Origin of the sequence: Mucilaginibacter sp. P19, assembly GCF_050632265.1 — a bacterium.
Taxonomy (GTDB): Bacteria; Bacteroidota; Bacteroidia; order Sphingobacteriales; family Sphingobacteriaceae; genus Mucilaginibacter; species Mucilaginibacter gossypii.
Genome location: NZ_CP192586.1, coordinates 6,635,846 through 6,652,071, shown reverse-complemented (window position 1 = coordinate 6,652,071; position 16,226 = coordinate 6,635,846). Strand labels below are relative to the sequence as shown.

General features: G+C 43.3%; 16 protein-coding genes and 1 pseudogene. 9 read left to right on the top strand and 8 right to left on the bottom strand.

From position 1 onward, the window contains the following. Window positions 1-226: 226 nt before the first annotated feature. The 8 genes from ACQ86K_RS32810 to ACQ86K_RS32775 all read left to right on the top strand — a co-directional run bounded on the left by ACQ86K_RS32810 (window position 227) and on the right by ACQ86K_RS32775 (window position 8,639). Window positions 227-1,282 carry an AAA family ATPase gene (locus tag ACQ86K_RS32810; protein ID WP_091173559.1) on the top strand — a complete coding sequence of 352 codons (1,056 nt, stop codon included), beginning with the start codon at window positions 227-229 and terminating at the stop codon, window positions 1,280-1,282. Between the two features lie 101 nt (window positions 1,283-1,383). Continuing rightward, window positions 1,384-2,265, top strand: a complete 882-nt coding sequence (locus ACQ86K_RS32805) for a DUF58 domain-containing protein (RefSeq protein WP_091173557.1) — start codon at window positions 1,384-1,386, stop codon at window positions 2,263-2,265. A 17-nt stretch (window positions 2,266-2,282) separates the two neighbouring features. Beyond that, window positions 2,283-3,239, top strand: coding sequence for a hypothetical protein (locus tag ACQ86K_RS32800; RefSeq protein ID WP_431199477.1), 957 nt, complete (start codon window positions 2,283-2,285; stop codon window positions 3,237-3,239). Continuing rightward, window positions 3,236-4,240: a vWA domain-containing protein gene (locus ACQ86K_RS32795; RefSeq protein WP_218134506.1), complete on the top strand. Its 1,005-nt coding sequence runs from the start codon at window positions 3,236-3,238 to the stop codon at window positions 4,238-4,240. Before ACQ86K_RS32800 ends, ACQ86K_RS32795 begins: the two co-directional genes overlap by 4 nt. A gap of 4 nt (window positions 4,241-4,244) precedes the next feature. Beyond that, window positions 4,245-5,285, top strand: coding sequence for a vWA domain-containing protein (locus ACQ86K_RS32790; RefSeq protein WP_091173551.1), 1,041 nt, complete (start codon window positions 4,245-4,247; stop codon window positions 5,283-5,285). A gap of 138 nt (window positions 5,286-5,423) precedes the next feature. Further along, window positions 5,424-6,035 (top strand): tetratricopeptide repeat protein, encoded by a 612-nt coding sequence (locus ACQ86K_RS32785; protein WP_431199476.1) that lies wholly within the window; start codon window positions 5,424-5,426, stop codon window positions 6,033-6,035. A gap of 23 nt (window positions 6,036-6,058) precedes the next feature. Further along, entirely contained in the window at window positions 6,059-7,876 is a 1,818-nt protein-coding gene (locus tag ACQ86K_RS32780; protein ID WP_091173544.1) for a BatD family protein, read from the top strand. 1 nt (window position 7,877) lies between these two features. Then, window positions 7,878-8,639 (top strand): tetratricopeptide repeat protein, encoded by a 762-nt coding sequence (locus tag ACQ86K_RS32775; protein ID WP_256337524.1) that lies wholly within the window; start codon window positions 7,878-7,880, stop codon window positions 8,637-8,639. Between the two features lie 249 nt (window positions 8,640-8,888). On the opposite strand, the gene ACQ86K_RS32770 is transcribed toward ACQ86K_RS32775, so the two are convergent. The 8 genes and pseudogenes from ACQ86K_RS32770 to ACQ86K_RS32735 form a co-directional block, all read right to left on the bottom strand. Continuing rightward, window positions 8,889-9,776 carry a PfkB family carbohydrate kinase gene (locus ACQ86K_RS32770; RefSeq protein ID WP_091173540.1) on the bottom strand — a complete coding sequence of 296 codons (888 nt, stop codon included), beginning with the start codon at window positions 9,774-9,776 and terminating at the stop codon, window positions 8,889-8,891. Window positions 9,777-9,908: 132 nt separating this feature from the next. Beyond that, window positions 9,909-10,376 carry a glycosyltransferase gene (locus ACQ86K_RS32765; RefSeq protein WP_431199475.1) on the bottom strand — a complete coding sequence of 156 codons (468 nt, stop codon included), beginning with the start codon at window positions 10,374-10,376 and terminating at the stop codon, window positions 9,909-9,911. After that, a complete protein-coding gene (locus ACQ86K_RS32760; protein WP_431199474.1) occupies window positions 10,343-11,071 on the bottom strand; it encodes a glycosyltransferase in 729 nt (242 codons plus the stop codon). Before ACQ86K_RS32760 ends, ACQ86K_RS32765 begins: the two co-directional genes overlap by 34 nt. A gap of 22 nt (window positions 11,072-11,093) precedes the next feature. Continuing rightward, window positions 11,094-11,669, bottom strand: a complete 576-nt coding sequence (locus ACQ86K_RS32755; RefSeq protein ID WP_431199473.1) for a hypothetical protein — start codon at window positions 11,667-11,669, stop codon at window positions 11,094-11,096. A gap of 5 nt (window positions 11,670-11,674) precedes the next feature. Next, entirely contained in the window at window positions 11,675-11,941 is a 267-nt protein-coding gene (locus ACQ86K_RS32750) for a hypothetical protein (RefSeq protein WP_431199472.1), read from the bottom strand. 199 nt (window positions 11,942-12,140) lie between these two features. Next, window positions 12,141-13,028, bottom strand: coding sequence for a glutamate--tRNA ligase family protein (locus ACQ86K_RS32745; protein ID WP_176844550.1), 888 nt, complete (start codon window positions 13,026-13,028; stop codon window positions 12,141-12,143). A gap of 73 nt (window positions 13,029-13,101) precedes the next feature. Beyond that, window positions 13,102-13,857: pseudogene (locus ACQ86K_RS32740) on the bottom strand (SDR family oxidoreductase); the annotation flags it as partial. Between the two features lie 149 nt (window positions 13,858-14,006). After that, window positions 14,007-15,353 carry a hypothetical protein gene (locus ACQ86K_RS32735; protein WP_091173524.1) on the bottom strand — a complete coding sequence of 449 codons (1,347 nt, stop codon included), beginning with the start codon at window positions 15,351-15,353 and terminating at the stop codon, window positions 14,007-14,009. A 121-nt stretch (window positions 15,354-15,474) separates the two neighbouring features. On the opposite strand from ACQ86K_RS32735, the gene ACQ86K_RS32730 reads away from it, so the two are divergent. Then, window positions 15,475-16,173, top strand: a complete 699-nt coding sequence (locus ACQ86K_RS32730) for an SMUG2 DNA glycosylase family protein (RefSeq protein WP_091173520.1) — start codon at window positions 15,475-15,477, stop codon at window positions 16,171-16,173. Window positions 16,174-16,226 lie beyond the last annotated feature (53 nt).

Below are 16,226 nucleotides of genomic sequence, written 5' to 3'. Positions count from 1 at the left end.
ATAAAACCCGTTTTAACACGTTATATATTACCGCAAGCGGCTAAATAGTGTATATTGGGACTTAACATAGCCGGATTTAACAATTATCACCAAACATTGTGAGTGTTAAACAGATATATCCGCCGCGATATATAACGATTTAACACTTTTTAACATTTAAGCATGGATTTTAGTTGGCGAAAAATTGAGCGGGTGTTTAAGTTTGCCTACCGAAACAAAAAAATTAATGGAAGAACAAAATAGTTACACAGGAAATGTTTCATCAGCAGCTCCGGCAGCTCCAACATCGTATTCAACCGATATCAGGGCACTGAATGAAATGATACAAAGGGAAAGCGCGTTTATCGACCTGCTGCTTATGGAGATGGATAAAGTGATCGTTGGTCAGCGTTATATGGTTGAGCGTTTGCTGATCGGTTTACTGGCTAATGGGCACATTTTATTGGAAGGTGTACCGGGACTGGCTAAAACGCTGGCCATCAATACCCTGTCAAGAGCCATTCATGCCGATTTTAGCCGGATCCAGTTTACCCCGGATTTGCTCCCTGCCGACGTATTGGGTACCATGATTTACAACCAAAAGAAAGAAGAGTTCATTGTGCGTAAAGGCCCTATCTTCTCCAACTTTGTTTTGGCCGATGAGATTAACCGTGCGCCTGCCAAAGTGCAAAGCGCGCTGCTTGAGGCCATGCAGGAACGCCAGGTAACTATTGGCGATACCACCTATAAACTGCCCGATCCGTTCCTGGTACTGGCAACCCAAAACCCTATTGAGCAGGAAGGAACCTATCCCCTGCCCGAAGCTCAGGTTGACCGTTTTATGTTAAAAGTGGTGATCAAATATCCTAACAAAGAGGATGAGAAAAAGATCATGCGCGCCAATATCTCGCCGTCAGGCATGAATAAGCCAAACGCTATCATCAAGCCAGATGAGATCATCAAAGCCCGCAAAATTGTGCGCGAGGTTTATATGGACGAAAAGATAGAGCAATACATCATCGACATTGTTTTTGCAACCCGTTTCCCCGATCAGTTTAAGCTTGCCAAATACAAAACGCTGATCACCTTTGGTGCATCGCCAAGGGCAAGCATCAGTTTGGCACTGGCAGCAAAAGCATACGCCTTTATTAAACGCCGCGGTTATGTGATCCCTGAAGATGTACGTGCAGTTTGTCATGATGTATTAAGGCATCGTGTTGGCTTAAGCTATGAGGCCGAGGCCGAAAACATCACCAGTGAGGATATCATTACCGGCATCCTAAACGTGGTTGAGGTACCGTAAACCTTACCCCTGCCCTCTCCAAAGGAGAGGGAGATAAAAAGATAAAATTGTTAATTAAAAGGCTTTTAAAGTCCTCCCCTCGGGGGGATTTAGGAGGGTATATGGCTAAAGACACCAAGGATCTGCTAAAAAAGGTAAGGAAGATAGAGATCAAAACCCGTGGCTTAAGTAACCACTTATTTTCGGGCGAGTATCACTCGGCTTTCAAGGGGCGTGGTATGGCCTTTAGCGAGGTGCGCGAATACCAGATCGGCGACGAAATCCGTACCATCGACTGGAACGTTACCGCCCGTTTTAACCATCCGTATGTAAAAGTGTTTGATGAGGAGCGCGAGCTTACCGTTATGGTGCTGATGGATGTGAGTGGTTCTGAAAACTTCGGCACGCAAAATCAGCAAAAGCAGGATCTGGCAACCGAGCTTTGCGCGGTACTGGCATTTTCGGCCATACAGAATAATGACAAGGTGGGCGTAATCTTTTTCAGCGATAAGATCGAGAAGTTTATTCCGCCCAAAAAAGGCCGCAGCCATATCCTGATGATCATCCGCGAGCTGATTGCTTTTCAGCCCGAAAACAAAGGCACTAACGTGGCCGAAGCGTTGAAATACTTCACAAGCGTTATCAAAAAGAAATGCACGGCCTTTGTGATCTCTGACTTTATTACGCCCGAATTTGAAAACGAGCTTAAGATCGCTAATAAAAAGCACGATATCATCGCTTTAAAACTCTACGACAAACACGAGGAAGAGTTCCCGAACCTGGGACTGATCCCGGTTAAGGACGAAGAAAGCGGCCATATCATGTGGGTAAACACCGGCGACAAAGCTGTTCGCGACGCTTTTAAATGGGATGCAGTGAAACGCAACGCCGCCCTGCAGGATGCTTTTCGTCGCTCGGGGGTTGATTATACTACCATTGGCACACATGAATCATACGTTAAACCATTAATGACATTATTTAAAAAGCGGGAAGGCCGGCGGTAAAATATATGAACAGGTACATGAAATACACCCTGGCTATGTTGGTATTGCTTGCAGGCTTTTACCAAACAGGCAGGGCGCAAAACTTTGGGGCTAAAGCTACACTGGATAAAAAATCGATCCTGATAGGCGAACAAACACAGCTCAACTTAAGTATTCGTTTTCACGCTAAGGACAGTATAGGATTTCCTAAACTGGCCGACAGCATCGGCAAGATCCGGATTGTAAACTTTAAGGCAGATACTGCTTTTGACAAGGGCGATCAATCCATCGAAACCATCAACAGGCATTATACCATTACCGCATTCGACAGCGGTACTTATATCATCCCGTCATCCGTGTTTAAATCGCCGGTAGGCGATTTAAACACGGACACATTGAATCTTGATGTCAGAACAGTTGCCGTTGATACAACTAAAGCTTTCTATGACATTAAACAGCCGCTGGCTGTTAAATACACTTTTTGGGACTGGCTGCGTGATAACTGGAAGCTGGTTACAGGTATATTGCTTGGCTTGATCGTTATTGGCGCCGTGGTTTATTATCTGTTAAAACGGCCTAAAAAAGAAGTGATCGTTGAAGAAGTTAAGCCCGATATCCCGTTGCATATCCAGGCCCTTCAAAAACTCGAAGAAATCAAAAACAAGCAGCTTTGGCAGCATGACCAGGTTAAACAATATTATATTGAACTGAGCGACGTGGTGCGCGAGTACCTTGAAAAACGGTACAACATCCAAGCCCTGGAGCAAACATCCGAAGAGATCTTTGCCAGCTTAAGGCACATGGACATAGCCAGCGAAGACAGAAACCTGTTAAGGCAATTACTCATACTTGCCGATATGGTAAAGTTTGCCAAAGAGAAACCCGCGGCCAATGAAAATGAAAAGAGCATGGAAAACGCCGTTACTTTTATTAAAGATACGCAACCCCGTGCCAGGCCAACCGATGTAAATGTGAAGGGAGATGAGGCAAAATGATTTGGTTTAAAGGAATAGAATTTGCTCATCCGGGCTTTTTCTGGCTGTTCATCAGCATTCCGCTTATGGTGGGCTGGTACATCTGGAAACAAAAGCAACTGCAGGGTAACCTGGCCATGCCTACCATCAGGGGTTTTGCCATGATCACCAAAAGCATGCTGCCGCGTTTCAGGCATTTGGGCATCATATTACGCTCATTTGCAATGGCTGCGCTTATCATAGCACTGGCAAGGCCTCAGTCGTCATTAAGCTGGCAGGATACTACTACTGAGGGCATCGATATCGTTATTGCATCAGATATCTCGGGCAGTATGCTCGCCGAAGATTTTAAGCCCAACAGGCTTGAGGCCGGCAAAAACATCGCTATTGATTTTATCCAGAACCGCCCTAACGACAGGATAGGCCTGGTAGTTTTTAGTGGTGAGAGTTTCACGCAATGTCCGCTCACCATCGATCACTCGGTACTGGTAAACCTTTATGCCGATATCAAAAACGGGATGATTGAAGATGGTACCGCCATCGGGATGGGCTTGGCTACGGCTGTAAACCGTTTAAAAGATAGCGAAGCCAAAAGTAAAGTAGTGATCCTGCTTACCGATGGTTCAAACAACTCGGGCTCTATCCCTCCGGTTACCGCTGCCGAAATTGCCAAACAGTTTGGTGTAAGGGTTTATACAGTTGGTATAGGTACCAACGGCTATGCCCCCTATCCTGTTCAAACCCCAATGGGTGTACAATACCAGCGCATGAAGGTTGATATTGACGAAGGTACACTGAACAAAATTGCTACCATTACCGGCGGCAAATACTTCAGGGCTACCAACAACAGCGCATTGAAGGATATTTACGAACAGATTGACAAACTGGAAAAAGCCAAGATTGACGTTACCCAGTACCGCAAAAAAACTGAGCGCTTTTTGCCGTTCGCAATTATCGCGCTGGCGCTTTTATCGTTGGAATTTTTAACAAGACACACCCTGCTTAAGGGAGCTATAACATAACAGCATGCTACGTTTTGCAAATACAGAATTTTTATGGGGATTGCTTGCTATTCCGCTGCTGCTCTTTATTTTTTTGAGGGTAAACTGGTGGAAACGTAAAGCAATTGCCTCGTTGGGAAACAAGGAGGTGGTGATGCAGCTGATGCCGCAGGTATCCTTTTCCCGCCCCTGGATCAAGTTCATCTTTTTTATTTTAGCCTATGCGCTTGTTGTTATCGGCATAGCCGATCCGCAACTGGGTTCCAAAACCGAAGAGGTAAAGCGCAAAGGCGCCGATTTGATGATACTACTTGACGTATCTAACAGTATGCTGGCGCAAGACCTTGCTCCTAACCGTTTGGAAAACGCCAAACGTGCGTTATCCCAATTGATTGATAAACTGCATGACGACCGTATCGGCATCGTTGTATTTGCAGGCCAGGCTTATGTACAGCTTCCGGTAACTACGGATTATGCGGCAGCTAAACTGTTCCTCAATACCATTAATACCGAAATGGTACCAACACAGGGCACAGCTATTGGCGCTGCAATTAATTTAGGCATGCAGTCGTTTGATTTTAAGAACGGAACCGGCAAGTCCATTATTATTATTACCGACGGTGAGAACCATGAGGACGATGCCGTATCGGCAGCCAAAGCCGCTTTAGCAAGAAATGTTACGGTAAATGTGGTTGGAGTAGGTTCGGAAGAAGGTGCACCAATCCCCATTTATCAAAACGGCAAACAAACTGGTTTCCATAATGACAGCACCGGCCACCCCGTAGTAAGCAAGCTTAATGAGCAAATGGGCAAGGAAATTGCCGAAGCAGGAAACGGTGTTTATGTACGTGCCAACAATGCCAACAGTGGCCTCAACATTGTAATGGACCAAATAGCTAAGGTGCAGCGCAAAATGACGGATACCAAACAGTTTAAGGACTTTGAAGACAGGTTCCAGTTTTTCCTGGCCATTGCCTTTGTATTGTTATTGGCCGAGTTCTTTATTTCCATCCGTAAAAACATGCGCCTAAGCAAGATCAAATTATTTGAAGTAAAAAACACATGAAGCAATATATCATAGCCATTTTATTAGTGCTGCAGGCTTCATTTCTTTTTGCCCAGCAGGAAAAAAATACCTGAAGCAGGGTAACGAGCTTTATCAGCAAAAAAGTTTAAAGAAGCTGAAGCGGCTTACCGCCAGGCCATGAGCAAAAAGGAAAAAACCCTGGAGGGTAATTTTAACCTTGGCGACGCCATGTTTAAGCAAAAGAAATATGATGATGCAGCGGCGCAGTTCAATAAACTGGCAACGGCATCCATTGATAAAAATGTAAAAGCAGGTGCCTATCACAACATCGGCAATTCATTTTTGACCGAAAAGAAATACCAGGAAAGTATCGACGCTTATAAAAAGGCCCTCATTAATAACCCTAAAGATGAGGAAACCCGGTATAACCTTGCCTATGCTCAAAAAATGCTGAAAAACCAGCAGGATAAGAATAAAGGCGGCGGGGGCAACAAGAATAATAAGGACAAGGACAAAAACAAGGATGAGAATAAAGATAACAAAGACAATAAGGACAAGGATAAAGACAAAAAAGACCAGGATAAAAATAAGCAGGACCAGGACAAGAAAGATCAGGATAAACAAAACCAGGATCAGAAAGATCAGCAGGGACAACAGCCTAACCAGTTGTCAAAAGATGACGCCCAGCGTATGCTTGATGCCCTTAACAATGATGAAAAGCAAACCCAGGATAAGCTTAAGAATAAAAAATTAAAAGGTGCTAAGGTGCCTATTTCAAAAGATTGGTAAATCCTGTTGTTTTGTAGATACTAATGAAAATTAAACTTTCCATATTAACGTTGCTGCTGTGTTGCTCAAGCCTGATTTTTGCGCAGGTAAAGTTCACGGCATCGGTAAATAAAACCACCATAGGCACAGGCGAAGTACTTGAAGTAACCTTTTCCATCAATGCCAATGGCGATCGTTTCGCGCCACCGGCTTTTGGCGGCTTCCAGGTAGTGGGCGGACCCAATGTATCCAACAGTATGTCCATGATCAATGGGGTTACTTCATCAAGCATTGCTTACGGATATGACCTGGTGCCTACCCGCGAAGGCGAATTTACTATTGGCCCGGCTACAATTATATCGGGTGGACGGTCTTACAGTACATTCCCGATAAAAATTAAGGTAGTAAAAGGCCAGGGCGGGCAGGCTAACCAGCAGGCTCAGCAACAACAAAGTAACGGCCCCGATAGCCGCAACATTCAAAAAGGACGTGTAAGCGATATCTCCAAATCATTGTTTTTACGTGCTGAGGTAGATAAAACAACGGCCTACATGGGTCAACAGATCATGATGAACCTGCGCCTTTATACCCGGGTTAACATCGCCAACGGCGAACCGGAAAAAATCCCTGATCTGAACGGATTTTACAGCCAGGAGATCAAAAACAATAATCCTAACGCCCAATGGCGCACCGAAATTTTAAATGGCGTACGGTACAACGTAACCGACATTAAGCAAACCGTACTGTTCCCAGAGCATGAGGGCGATATCACCATTGAGCCTTCGGTCATGAACTTCATAGTAAGGCAGCAAGCAGCTTCATCATCAGGCGACCCATTCGATGCATTTTTTGGCGGATACGAGGATGTGAAGTACAAGGTTAAAAGCACTCCTGTTGTTATCCACGTAAAATCATTGCCGCTGGCAGGCAAACCTGCCGAGTTTACCGGCGCTGTGGGTAAATTTAATATTGAAGCTTCGCTCGATAAAAAAGATGTAAAGGCTAATGATGCCATTAATTACACCATAAAGGTAAGCGGTGCTGGAAACCTGAAATTATTAAAACCGATAAGCCCAACTTTCCCGGCTGACTTTGAGAAGTATGAGCCCAAGATCACCGATACTATTACCATAAATGCCAGCGGGGCTTCGGGCAGCAGAAAATACACCTATCTGCTGATCCCAAGGCACCAGGGTGACTTTACCATCGATCCGGTTAAATTCGCATACTTTAACCCAGCTACCGGCAGATATGTTACTTTAACTACCCAGGCATTCCATATCAAAGTAGCTAAAGGCTCCGGTGATGGCAGTAACGTTACCGCCTTTTCAAACGCGGGCAAACAGGATGTTAAGGTGCTGAGCAATGATATCCGTTACATAAAAACCGGCAGCGAGCTAAATGAAGTAGGCAGCGATTTTTATGGATCGGGATTGTATTATTTCCTGCTGATCCTGGGTCCGGTAGGTTTTGTTGGCGCTTTGGTTTACGGTAAATGGCGCGATAAAAACAACGCAGATGTGGTTGGTTTAAAAAGTCGTAAAGCAGGTAAAGTGGCAGCTAAACACCTGGCCAGTGCCAAACAGCAACTAAACGATAAAAAGGCCTTTTATGAAAACCTGTTCCGTGGTCTGTATGGTTATTTGAGTGACAAGCTTAATATTCCTTACGCAGATCTGAACCGTGAAAAGATAGCATCAGAGCTAAAAGCACGCTCGCTTGATGAAAGCCTCATTAACGAGATGTTGGACACACTCGATCTTTGCGAAATGGCCCGCTATGCCCCTGTATCAGGCATTACCGAGCAACAGGTGTTTGATAAGGCCCAGAACATGATCAATAACATTGAAAATAAAATATAACATGATGAAGCGCATTGTATACTTACTGCTCATCATCGTTATGCCGATATATGCATTAGCTAACGATGAAGCTAACATCCTGTTAAAAAAAGGGAACGACCAATATGCCAAAGGCCAGTACAAAGAAGCCATAGCCACATACCAAAAAATTGTAGATGAGGGGCACCAGTCGGCAGTGGTTTATTATAATTTGGGCAACGCCTACTTTAAAAATGAGGATGTGCCATCTGCCTTGTTGTATTATGAAAAAGCGCACAAGCTTTCGCCGGGCGATGAGGATATCAATTTCAATATCCAGTTTGCCAATCAAAAAACAACAGATAAGGTAGAAGCCGGTACCGAGTTTTTCATAACCAAATGGTGGCACTCGTTTATTCTCCGCTTTTCGTTAACAACTTTGGCAGTGATGACAATCCTGTTCTTTGTTGCAGGATGTGCATTGCTGATAGTGTATAGGTTCACTAATTCGGTAAGCATAAAAAAATGGTCGTTTTATTTGGCTTTAGTGATATTGATTTTCGGATTTGCAAGCATGTTTGTTGCAAGTCGCCAGGATCAATATTTTGACGCACACCATGGCGCAATCATTTTCAGCACATCAGTAAACGTAAAAAGTGCTCCCACACCCAATGCCAAAAACCTGTTCCTGATCCATGATGGCACCAAGGTTGAGATACTGGAAAACAATAACGACTGGATGAAGATCAGGCTGGCCAGCGGCAACGAGGGCTGGATCAATGCCTCGGACGCTAAGGAGATATAGTTTTGAGGAGGTGAAAGGATAAAGGTAAAAGGCGAAAGGTTGCAGTCCTGATAGAGTTTAATTCACCACGATGTCATTTCGACGAACAAAGGGCGGCTTGTGCGGAAGGCTGTGAGGAGAAATCTTATACGCCCTACTTAGCGACCATGAAAGCGTTAGTACAGAGCGTATAAGATTTCTCTTTCGCCCTATAGCTCTTACCCTCCACCGCTCTATCGAAATGACAAAAAAATAAAAATGCTTTTTGCCTTAAGCTTTAGGTTTTAAGCTGTGTTTCGCTAACAACTCCAATACATCCTCTTCCGTTCCGGTAAAAGGGCCTGATGATTCTATTTTAAAACTGGCCATGGCGGCGGCAAACTCACCTGCTTCCTGGAAACCTTTGCCTTTGGCACGCTGATATAAATATCCTGCCATGTAGGTATCGCCGCAACCTGTAGCATCAACTACTTCAACCGGTTTATATGCCGGGATCTGGTAATAAACACCGTCGTTGTAAATAACCGACCCCATGCTGCCCAGGGTTACAACCACTTCTTTAACGCCCCATTCGTTTAACACTTTGGCACCTTCATGGATATCAGTGATACCGGTAAGTACTTCCATTTCGTGCTCATTCACTTTCAGAATGTGGATGTGTTGCAGGGCTTCGCGTTTTTCGGGCCAGTCGATAGCCACTACGTTTTTATCTTCCACTTTACGCAGGTACCCCTGCGCATCAAGAGAAAGCTTGCCGCGCTGAGCGAGAGCTTTTATAAATTCTACAGAAATATCATCGGCCAGTAAAGGACCTAAATGATAAACGTTAGACTGAATTTCGTCAAGTTGTTCGATAGTGAAAGGATCAGCTTTTTGCAGCACACGCTGGGTACGGTGATCCTGGTTAACAGAGTAAATATTTTCAAAGTAAACTGTTTCGCCACCTGTAGTAGCATGTACTTCGATACCCTTGTTACGGAGTTTTTCAACAACCGGCATTTCGCTCAAAGCAAGCGAAGTAACCAGTGTATAGTTCACGTCCATATTACGGATGGCGTTTGAAAAGTAAAAAGAAGTACCGCCAGCCATATGCTTCACCGCTTGCGGTGTCACCACTTTATCTAACGTAATATGCCCTACACAACAAATATCGTACATGAAAATTCCCTATTATGATTTGATACTCAGCTCCTATTATAAAAACAAACGGCAAATGTAAGAAATAGGATTTTGTGTACAACAAGTTATCTGTTTTGTGACAGGGAAATCACTTTATGAGTTACTTAGAATTTATACGATGCTCAACACATCCGCACCCGCCATTTCGGCCAGATCATCAAAATATACTGATGCCAGGTGCTCCCAGCTTAACCGGCTGCTGTATTGAAGTCCCTCTTCAATAAATTGTTCTCTCAGGCTATTACTTTTAAGCAGTAGTTCAATCCTTTCAACATAACAGGCGGCATTATAGGGTTCGCATTTAAAACCGTTAATGCCTTGCTCAATAAAATCTTTTGAACCGCCGCCATCGGCGATAACGCACGGTAACCCGGATGCCATAGCCTCAATCACCACATTACCATAAGCCTCAGATACCGATGGGAACAGGAACAGGGTTGACGATGCATATAACACCGAAAGCGTTTTATGATCTACCTTACCGGTAAACACCGCGTTGGGCATCTTTAATTCACAGGCCTTACGCGCAACACCGTCACCGGCAATTATGAAGTTAACTTCGGGGTGGCGGTCCTGCATGGTGGTATAGATCTCAAACAGTGTTTCCAGGTTTTTTCCCAAACCAAGCGACTGGCAAACAAAATGGCGGGATTATCATTTCCCATCAACGGGCGCAGACTCTTTTTATGCCGAGGCGAAAACAGGCTGGTGTCTATTCCTCTCTGCCATAGTTTCATGCGATAGGTATCAACCCCCATATCAATCAGTTCGTCCTTCATAGTAACTGAAGGAACATACACCTGATCGCATTGATTATAAAAAGCTTTGTGGCTTTCCGACATCATCTGTTTAACCTTATTAATCAGGAATGGGGTATGTTTCAGGTAGTAATCGATATATGAAATAAAATGTGTGTGATAGATACTGATAACAGGCAGCCCCTGCTGAGTAGCATATTTTAACGCGAAACTACCTAAAAGCGATGGCGTAGCAATGTGTACAACATCTGGCGAAAAGTTATCTATCTCTTCTTTTAGCTCGCTCATCACCAAGCCAGGTATTGCCATGGTGTAACCGGTGTTAATTGGTAATGTTAAAGCCGGAACTTTTAATGATTCAAATCCGGCTATACTGTCGGGACCGGCACCATAAACAAACAGAAATTCAAAAATATTCCGGTCTATACGTTTAATGAGCTGATACATGGTGCGTATTGCACCGTCAAAATCTTCAATAAGTATCTCGGCGAAAAATGCTACTCTAATCTTTTTCATCTTATTGAGTGATTAGTGGGTATTACCTGGTGTTCACCTTCGCGTATCTTACAGGCTCCGGCCCCGTCATCAGGAACTCTCTTAATTCGGCTAATTTATCGGTGTTGATCAGGTCTACCTCACATTCAAGCAAAGCTTTCCATACTTCTTTATTTTCGGGGGATGCCCACAAGCGTACCCTCTTTTTATAGTGATGTGCTGCGGCTACATAATCGCGAAGCAATTGTCTCTGATCTTCGGGCATCGGGCCTTTACCTGTCCAGCTAATCAGGCGTGAATATTTGCAACTGGCAGTTTTATAAACGGTATTTGAAAGCGTATCGGTATGCACCTGCATCAGGTCTTCATCAATAAAAGCGTAGCGCTGCTTTTGCGCCTGAAGCATTTTATAAGGTTTATTGCCGGTGATGACAATTGTTACTTTTCCCTCTATTATTTCGCCATCATTATAACTCGACAGCATAGGCGCATAGCGTTTTAAAACTTCCGACAGCTTTGCATAAGTCTTTTCAGCGTCTGATTTTATATCGATCATCAGCGTAACCGGAGAAAGTGGGTATACCACCTCCCTGTTTTTACCCTCGTAACAGTTAAACAATGGCTTTAAATAAAGCTGCTCCAGGGTGCGTTTTTTTGAAAAGCGGGCAACATATGTGCAACCAGCAATTCGTCATCACGCAGGTAAATGTCAGCTTCTATGTTTTGAAAACCGTTATCCAAAGCATCGTACAGCGGTCGGTTGTGCCAGTAGTCATTATGTGCGAAACCTTTAGAGAGCGGGTTATTTTGAGCCTGGCAGGTAATGGCTCTGAAGGTAAGGATAACAAAAAACAGAAATTTCAGGTGCTTGTGGCAAAATGCTGCTTGCATCGTAATTTGTATTTGTTGCCACAAATTTATCCTTCAGATATGTACAGGCAGTTATGTCATGGTAAAGTAAAAGCACGAACTGCTTTAATTTATTGTAAATGACTTAACATTTTCATCACATTAAAACATACAAATTGACATCGTTCGATTAAGCTGGAGTCACATTAAACAGATATTTTATAAAGAAGTGTTGATAAACCTATGAAAGCTTGCGAAGAATTGATGCCGCAAGCTCCTGCCAGTTATTTGCTTTTTCGGGAAGTGAACAAAGATCTGAGATAAGCATAAATACATCTTCCGCACTTTTGCCTTCCTGACTTAGATATCTAATCGACGTTGAACCGGCCGATTTGGATAGCTTTTTACCATCTGCTTCAAGCAACAGCGGATGATGATAAAATACGATATCATTAAAAGTCTGCTTCTCCAATACAGTCGCCACCTGAATCTGCGCCAGTGTTGACGCCCATAGATCTTCGCCCCTTACAATCAGGTCAACGCCATAAAACAGATCGTCAATAACTGAGGTAAGCTGATAAGCCGGGAAACCGTCTTTTTTCCTGACCACAAAATTTTCCATTTCGGCAGGTAGTTGAGTTAGGATAATTTTATCGTTATAACTTTTCACCTGCAATGTAGCAGCGTTATCTGTACGTAAGCGCCAGCTCGCTTCAGGGGTATTTAAAGGGATCTGCTTATCTGAGCAGGTACAGCTTCCCGTTTCACTCATCTGCTTCCGCGAACAGGTGCAGGCAAAAACAAAATCACCCGCAACCAATTGATCAAGAGCTTCGTTGTACAGCTGCATCCGATGAATTTGGGAGAACCGGGATTCAAAATCATCAGCATCCTGCGGGCCTTCATCCCAGGGGATTTCTAAAAAGCGGAGCGTATCAAAAATATCGGTTAAATATTCGCGATTAACCCTCGCCCGGTCAAGATCATCAATCCGCAATAATATTTTTGCCCCGTGTTTGCGGGCCAGTCCCGCAGTAACAGCAAACGACAAGATATTACCCACATGCAAAAACCCGCTTGGCGTTGGTGCTATGCGGGTTTTATTAAAATGTGTTGGTATGCTTGTCAATTGCTTTTTATGCTTGATGAACGCCACAAGATACAAAAGCGGCCGGCATCAACCAATAGTGTTATATCAGGGATTAAACCAGCAATGTACCACCATCAACAACTAAATTCAACCCGGTGCCAAAACTTTGCTTCATAAGATAAACAAATGCAAGGGCAACGTCATCGGCATGACCAACACGGCCGAGCAGTAATGTATCTTTTGCCCAATTATAAAGGCCCTCTTTATTTTCGGCAGGCAGGCTGTCCCAAAGGTTAGTATCAATTACACCGGGCACCACTGCGTTTACGCGTATTGGAGCAAGCTCAACAGCAAGCGCCCTTACCAAACCTTCAATAGCACCGCAAATACTGCTGGCCATCGACCAGCCGGCTGCCGGTCTTGTTCCCGCCGTGCCACCAGTTAGGTTTACCGAGCCGCCCTCATTAATGAACGGGATGCCATATTTAACAGCAGCATAAGCTCCCCAGTAACGCAGATTAAAAAACTTACGCGCAGCCTCGATATCTGTTTGATCGATATTATAAAGATTAATGTTTTCCGCAGCAGTATAAACCAGGTGGTCGAACTTCCCGGCCTGTTCAAAAAATGATTTAATATTTTCTTCGTGCGACAGATCCACGGCGTAGCCTTCAGCATCTTCAGGCAATTGACTTAAAGCATTATTGATCTTACTTTGATTACCTGAAACTATTACAACTTTAGCACCTTCGGCAGCCGCAGCTTTTGCTGTTGCGAAGCCTATACCAGTACTACCTCCCAATATAATTACCCTTTTGCCATTTAATGACGATTTACTTTCAATTTGATTGTTCATGATGTTTATTCTTTTTTGGACACCACAAAGTTCCCCCGCAAAAAACCGATTTCACTTACCATTTGGTAAAAAGCGAATATCTAATAGCTTTATTATAGAGATACCAGGTAGCCATAAGCAAACACAATATCCAACTCAATTAATATACTTATTTAGGCATATTACTTACCTAAAAAGCCCCCCGCTGTTAAAGCGGCAAATTTTGCTTTAAAAAGATCCATTATTGCAAACTTTACCATTTCCGTCTGCTTAAAGAAGTCGGTTTCCGCATATTTGAGCATAGCATTCATATACATATCGGCTGAATCTATTTGGTCAATTGCAGAAAAATAACGGCACATGCAGGCATAATAAACTAATGCTTCACCTACATGAAAAACATTGCGATCAGGATATAAATAATTAAGATCGGACTTGCCATTAAAAACGGCTAAAACTGCTTCAGGCTCTTCATGCACAAAAAGCATTCCCGCGTAATTAATAAGTGATGGAAAATAATCAGGAAATACATTGTACATTAAAGTTATGATTTCTTCAGCTTCATCATATTGCTGGTTGTTGATGTAAGCCGTTTGGAGCAGGTTGTAAAATGGCGGTGTTGCCGGGTATTTTAAACGCGCTTCCTCAAACTCTTTTACCCGAATAGTATCTTTGTTGGCAATAATCGTTCTTAGTCTATAATACTTGCCCGCCGCTTCGTCATTATCAAAACGATTGTGTTCCAATGCGCCTTCTGTTTCACTCAACTCATACTTAGCGCCAATATAACGCTCTGATAATATCTGCCGTTCTTGTTCCGTCCTTATTTTAGCATCGTAGGTCTCACTTACATTTTTCAGAAGTTTCAGCATTGCTCCCAATTCGTTTCCATCGTTGGGATAATCAATATCATCGTCATCATAGTCATCTTCGTCCCAGTCATCCATATCGTCAAATCCATCTCCAAGATATGTATGAGTAAAATTGCCTTCGCCCGCTGTTCGTTCAAGTGTAGCTATGATATTATTGACTTTCACAGCGTCATCATAAGGACCCGATACATAATGAGGTTTTCCATTTAATCCAAAATCAAGCTCCATCAGCTCTATCGCTTCATCATCTTCCTCTAAAATATACAGTGCTGTTTCAAATTCTTTGTGCGGCTTAAATCCGTAATCTTCGGCGTATGCTATCGCGCCAAAAATGATATTATGAGCAAGTACATAATCGCACCTCTCCCAATTGAACTTGTCTTTTAAATCTTCATAGTCGTCCTGGTACAAATTGAATTCGTATTGAGCACCCTTAACACCCAGGCAAAACATATCAACCAGGTAAATACCTGCTGTTACATTTCCGTTTTTGTGCTGGCGGGCCACTATGATATTACATAAGCCGGATGTCTCCCAATCATCATTTATCAGACATTCAAAAATAGGCAGCGTACGTGCCTGTGTTTTAATATACTTTTCCGGACTTAGCTGAATTGGCTTCATTGCAACTACTTTCCCTTTTTTCTTTTTTGACATAAGTCCCCTTATTGTAAACGGTTTTGTTATTGCTCGCAAAATAAGTCAAATGTTACAAGCACTAAAGCAGAAAGCCACAACACATCAAAAACAATTGCTCAACTAATACTACATTTGAGTTATGACATTTGCAGACAGGGTTATCCAATTCAATGAGCAGCTAACCTATACCGGCGATCCTTTACCCAAAGGCATCCGTATCATGAACCCGTTTAAGGAGCATCCGCAAACTATGCGTATTGTTGATGAGTTTTATCATAAATATTACAACGATAATCAGCAGCGCCACATCATTTTGGGTATCAACCCCGGCAGGTTTGGCGGCGGTTTAACAGGCATTCCTTTTACCGATCCTAAGCGGTTGATAGCTGAATGCCACATCAACTACGAAGGCAAAATGTCGCACGAGCCTTCTTCTGTGTTTGTTTATGAGGTGATCAACGCCTTTGGCGGCCCGGAAGCTTTTTATAAGCAGATCTATATCAATTCTCCCTGCCCGCTTGGCTTTACCAGTATCGATACCAACGGCAAGGAAAAGAACTACAATTACTACGACAGCAAGGAATTAACCCGCGCCGTTTACCATTTCATGATCGAAAACATCCGCAAGCAGATTGATCTGGGCATTAATACCGAAAAATGCTTTTGTTTTGGTACGGGAAAGAATGAAACATTCCTGCGCAAGTTAAATGATGAGTACCACTTTTTTGGCGAGATCATAGCACTTGAACATCCGCGTTTTATTATGCAGTATAAAACGGCAAGCAAGCAATTTTATATTGATAAATACCTTTCAGCTTTTGAAAGTATTGCGGGGTAAACAGACACTTATTTCATGGTAAAACACTTATATTATGTGCACCAACCAATTAA

Excerpts from the sequence above, each read along its gene's own strand:
- ACQ86K_RS32810 (WP_091173559.1), top strand. The coding sequence starts at position 227 with ATGGAAGAACAAAATAGTTACACAGGAAATGTTTCATCAGCAGCTCCG.
- ACQ86K_RS32805 (WP_091173557.1), top strand. The coding sequence starts at position 1,384 with ATGGCTAAAGACACCAAGGATCTGCTAAAAAAGGTAAGGAAGATAGAG.
- ACQ86K_RS32800 (WP_431199477.1), top strand. The coding sequence starts at position 2,283 with ATGAAATACACCCTGGCTATGTTGGTATTGCTTGCAGGCTTTTACCAA.
- ACQ86K_RS32795 (WP_218134506.1), top strand. The coding sequence starts at position 3,236 with ATGATTTGGTTTAAAGGAATAGAATTTGCTCATCCGGGCTTTTTCTGG.
- ACQ86K_RS32790 (WP_091173551.1), top strand. The coding sequence starts at position 4,245 with ATGCTACGTTTTGCAAATACAGAATTTTTATGGGGATTGCTTGCTATT.
- ACQ86K_RS32785 (WP_431199476.1), top strand. The coding sequence starts at position 5,424 with ATGAGCAAAAAGGAAAAAACCCTGGAGGGTAATTTTAACCTTGGCGAC.
- ACQ86K_RS32780 (WP_091173544.1), top strand. The coding sequence starts at position 6,059 with ATGAAAATTAAACTTTCCATATTAACGTTGCTGCTGTGTTGCTCAAGC.
- ACQ86K_RS32775 (WP_256337524.1), top strand. The coding sequence starts at position 7,878 with ATGATGAAGCGCATTGTATACTTACTGCTCATCATCGTTATGCCGATA.
- ACQ86K_RS32770 (WP_091173540.1), bottom strand. The coding sequence starts at position 9,776 with ATGTACGATATTTGTTGTGTAGGGCATATTACGTTAGATAAAGTGGTG.
- ACQ86K_RS32765 (WP_431199475.1), bottom strand. The coding sequence starts at position 10,376 with ATGCAGGACCGCCACCCCGAAGTTAACTTCATAATTGCCGGTGACGGT.
- ACQ86K_RS32760 (WP_431199474.1), bottom strand. The coding sequence starts at position 11,071 with ATGAAAAAGATTAGAGTAGCATTTTTCGCCGAGATACTTATTGAAGAT.
- ACQ86K_RS32750 (WP_431199472.1), bottom strand. The coding sequence starts at position 11,941 with ATGCAAGCAGCATTTTGCCACAAGCACCTGAAATTTCTGTTTTTTGTT.
- ACQ86K_RS32735 (WP_091173524.1), bottom strand. The coding sequence starts at position 15,353 with ATGTCAAAAAAGAAAAAAGGGAAAGTAGTTGCAATGAAGCCAATTCAG.
- ACQ86K_RS32730 (WP_091173520.1), top strand. The coding sequence starts at position 15,475 with ATGACATTTGCAGACAGGGTTATCCAATTCAATGAGCAGCTAACCTAT.